Origin of the sequence: Prevotella sp. MGM1, assembly GCF_002933775.1 — a bacterium.
GTDB lineage: Bacteria > Bacteroidota > Bacteroidia > Bacteroidales > Bacteroidaceae > Prevotella.
The window spans coordinates 1-4,032 of the sequence record NZ_BEWV01000018.1; the positions used below are offsets into that span (position 1 = coordinate 1).

Annotated in this window: 3 protein-coding genes, 1 tRNA gene and 1 pseudogene; all 5 read left to right on the forward strand. The window is 48.7% G+C overall.

Going from position 1 to position 4,032, the window contains the following annotated elements; all coding sequences use genetic code 11:
- A tRNA-Phe gene (locus tag MoGM_RS00235) sits at positions 1 to 73 on the forward strand.
- A 366-nt stretch (positions 74 to 439) separates the two neighbouring features.
- Positions 440 to 1,000, forward strand: a complete 561-nt coding sequence (locus tag MoGM_RS00240) for a hypothetical protein (protein WP_104368251.1) — start codon at positions 440 to 442, stop codon at positions 998 to 1,000.
- 42 nt (positions 1,001 to 1,042) lie between these two features.
- Positions 1,043 to 1,432, forward strand: a complete 390-nt coding sequence (locus MoGM_RS00245; protein WP_104368252.1) for a rhodanese-like domain-containing protein — start codon at positions 1,043 to 1,045, stop codon at positions 1,430 to 1,432.
- Positions 1,433 to 1,589: 157 nt separating this feature from the next.
- The gene (locus tag MoGM_RS00250) at positions 1,590 to 2,831 is read left to right on the forward strand and encodes an MFS transporter (protein WP_104368253.1); all 1,242 of its coding nucleotides are present in this window, start codon (positions 1,590 to 1,592) and stop codon (positions 2,829 to 2,831) included.
- Between the two features lie 118 nt (positions 2,832 to 2,949).
- Positions 2,950 to 3,861: pseudogene (locus tag MoGM_RS00255) on the forward strand (pectinesterase family protein); the annotation flags it as partial.
- Positions 3,862 to 4,032 lie beyond the last annotated feature (171 nt).

Consider the following 4,032-nt stretch of genomic DNA (forward strand, 5'->3'; position numbering starts at 1 on the left):
GGTGCCATAGCTCAGTTGGTAGAGCAAAGGACTGAAAATCCTTGTGTCCCCGGTTCGATTCCTGGTGGCACCACTCCTCCTTTCATTAGCCCTGTTCGCGCAAGCGGCAGGGTTTTCTTTTTGCCCTCACCCACCCCGTCACGCCTAAGCGGCAACGCCTTTTTACGGGGCAGTAGAAAATCAGTGGTGATAAGGGGGGCAGTAGAAAATCCATGTAAATCCAATTTCCATATCAGGTGTCATCCTATAACTCGATTGCCGGTTCACCTCCCTAAAAAATAACACTGCGGGCACATACGGTCAAGACGTGACAATTGCATACAGTACAATATAAAAAAATGTTATATAAAAAAGCCAACAGCAAGCCGTTTCGCCACAATATATTATATTTGCAGCACGGACAAAATATTTTTGCCTATAAAAACAAATAACTAAAAAAATGAGAACCCTCATCGCCATTTCCATACTATTCGCGCTTGCCGCCGGACTGGCAGATACCATCATGCCAAGAATGAAGTACAAGGATTTCGCCGACGTGCTGGAAGAAGAAATAAACAGAAGCCCGCTCATATCATACACCGACCCCTATATAGGCTTCACTGTACAATACCCGGAATGCTTCAAAATAGACAAGACGGAAGACGACACGACAGGCTTGGTGACATTCAGGCACGACACCACCACACATATAATAATGGAATGCTTCACGTGCAGAATATCGGACACCGCCAATCCGGACAGGGCCATTGCGAAGCTCGCCGGCGACATAAACGCACAAATAGCGAAGACCGACGACGGATATATACTGCACGGGCGGATATATGAGAACGGAGTGCCGATAGAAGGCTACCGGCACTACACCAAATACACGCCCAAGGACAAACTATGGATCGCATACTCGCTGGTATACCCGGAGGAATACGGTGAAAGGCTCGGACGGCTCTTCAACATCATAAAGCAATGGCAACCGTGGCAGGACAGACACACATCCACAGCCTGACAGCCACAAAGTCAAACATTAATCAATACGACATAAACGGATATGAAAAAGAAAATAAAGACACTGCTGTTAGGCTGTATCGGTTCCATTCTCGGAGCATGTGCCCAAAGCGAAGACGTAAACAGCGTAGGAGCGGAAGAATTTGAACAAGGGATTAAATCCGACAGTGCGACAGTGCTCGACGTGCGCACGGCCGGCGAATATGCCGAAGGGCATATAGCCGGCGCAAAGAACATAGACGTGCAGAAAGCCGGCTTCAGGAACATGGTGGCCGCACAGCTGCCGAAAGACCGCACGGTATGGGTATACTGCCGGTCGGGCAGGCGCTCGCTCACAGCCGCACGTATACTGAAGAAAGAAGGCTATGAGGTCGTAAACCTGAAAGGCGGAATCATGGAGTGGGAGCAGAAAGGGAAACCAACAGAGAAATAACCGCTCCGAAATGTCATCGCCATATCACTGAAAGGGCATAACGATGACATCCGGGTCCATCTATCGGCAAACAAAGCCTCAGCAAACATAAAACAAGAACTAAAAAAGCCCGTTTAAGAATAAATATATTACCTTTGTATCGGTTTATATTTTCAAAATGAGCGGCAAATTGAAATCCGATAAAGAACTGGCAGTCTCAAAATACATGACCGATACCGAAGCGAAAGAACGGCTTTGGAACAAAGAGTATTGCAAGGCCATGTGCGGAAATTTCATGATGTTTTTCTCTTTTTACCTGCTGACGCCCCTGCTTCCGATATATCTCAATGAGCACTTTCATGCCGACAAGGACTTGACAGGACTGGTCTTGTCGGGCTATGTGACGGCGGCGCTGGTGGTAAGGCCGTTCAGCGGTTTTATTGTAGACTGTTTCGACCGCAAAAAAGTCCTAATGCTCTGTTTCTTCTCATTCTTTATATGTTTTGCCGGATATATCGGAGCAAGCACGCTCCTTATGTTCGCCATAGTACGCACACTGCACGGACTGCCGTTCGGAGCCACCACCGTGGCCAACAGTACGGTGGCGATAGACGTGCTTCCGTCTTCAAGACGCAGCGAGGGAATAGGCTTCTACGGACTGAGCAACAACATAGCCATGGCCATCGCGCCGTCGGCCGGAATATGGATATACAGCGCAACTGACAATTTTGCCATCCTCTTCTGGATCTCTTTGGCCGTGGCCTTCACCGGTTTCCTATGCGCATATTCGATTAAACTACGTAAACGGAAGCCGATAGAGGACAAACCACGCATCAGCATGGATCACTTTTTCCTCACTCGCGCATGGCTTATGGCAATAAATATTCTACTCTTCGGACTATGCTGGGGAGTGATGAGCAACTACGTGGCCATATACGGAAAAGAGAGACTCGGAATTACGGATGGCACGGGAGTTTTCTTTGCCATACTGTCAATAGGTCTCGCGGCATCGCGCCTATACGGCGCAAAGTCTCTAAGGGAAGGCCGACTGACGGGAAACGCTCTCCAAGGAGCAATACTAAGCTCTTTCGGATTCTCGCTTTTCGCTCTATCACCCGGAATGTGGGCATACTACCTGTCGGCGCTGCTCATAGGACTTGGCAACGGCAGGATGTTTCCGGCATTCATGAACATGTTCATCTCCGTGGCAAGAAAAGACCAGCGGGGCACAGCCAACTCATCCATTCTCACATCGTGGGATATCGGTATGGGAATAGGTATACTTTCGGGAGGACTCATTGTGGAACATATCGGCTACACAGCGGCTTTCCTGTTTACCGCCGGCTCACAGATTACAGGCACTCTACTGTTGCTTTTGTCCACAAGAAAATTCTTCATTGCAAGACGGCTTACCGATTAAACATATTATACTTAAAACAACATCTACAAATCAGAAACAATCAATTATGAAAAAAGCATTATCAATCATTGTCATGATAATCACTTCACTTTCAGTCATGGCACAGCAAAAAGAAAACTACGACTTCATCGTTGCGCAAGACGGCACAGGAGATTTCAAGACCGTACAGGAAGCTTTCAACGCAGTTCCCGACTACCGAAAAGCCGGAGAGACACGCATATTCATACGCAACGGCATATACAAGGAGAAACTAATACTTGCAGAAAGCAAACAAAACGTCACCATAATAGGCGAAAGCGTAGAGGGAACGATTCTCACGTATGACGATTACGCATCGAAGCCTAATAAGTTTGGCGAGAATATCGGCACGTCAGGTTCTTCGTCCTGCTATATATACGGACCCGACTTTCACGCTTTCAACATAACATTCAGCAACACAGCGGGACCTGTAGGTCAGGCTGTCGCACTATTTGTAAGCGGCGACAGGGCCGTGTTCGTCAATTGCCGATTCAAAGGTTTCCAAGACACTCTGTATACTTACGGCAAACGTTCCAAGCAATTATACAAAGACTGCTACATCGAAGGCACGGTGGATTTCATCTTCGGTGCGTCCACATGTTTCTTTGACAACTGCCAGATACACAGCCTCAGACGCGGATACCTCACTGCCGCATCGACCCTGCAAGACGTGAAATACGGCTATGTGCTGCACAAATGCCGGCTGACGGCCGAGCCGGGAGTGGAGAAAGTAATGCTGGGCAGACCATGGCGTCCTTACGCCAAGACAGTATACATAGACTGTGTGATGGGAAGCCACATATCGCCTGAGGGCTGGCACAACTGGGGAGTGGAGAAAGAGAAGACGGCTTTCTACGGTGAGAGCGGCTCGGTAAATACGGACGGGAAGCAGACAGACACAGGAAAACGCGTCAAATGGGTGCACACCATCGACAAAGACGACTACACGATAGACAAAGTACTTGCCGACAAGGACAAGCCTGAGTGGTATATAATAAAACAGCAATACTGAAACACGCCCGGACATGAAAAGACCGGTTACCATCGCGATGCTGTTCACTGCCACCCTCATGATGCCTGCTCTCGTTATCGCCCGTATCCGGCTGTCGAGTATGGTGTAACCACCCCACGAGCCGCTGCCGGCCGGTGCGAACACCTTAGGCTACGAGTGGTCTTCGTTCTG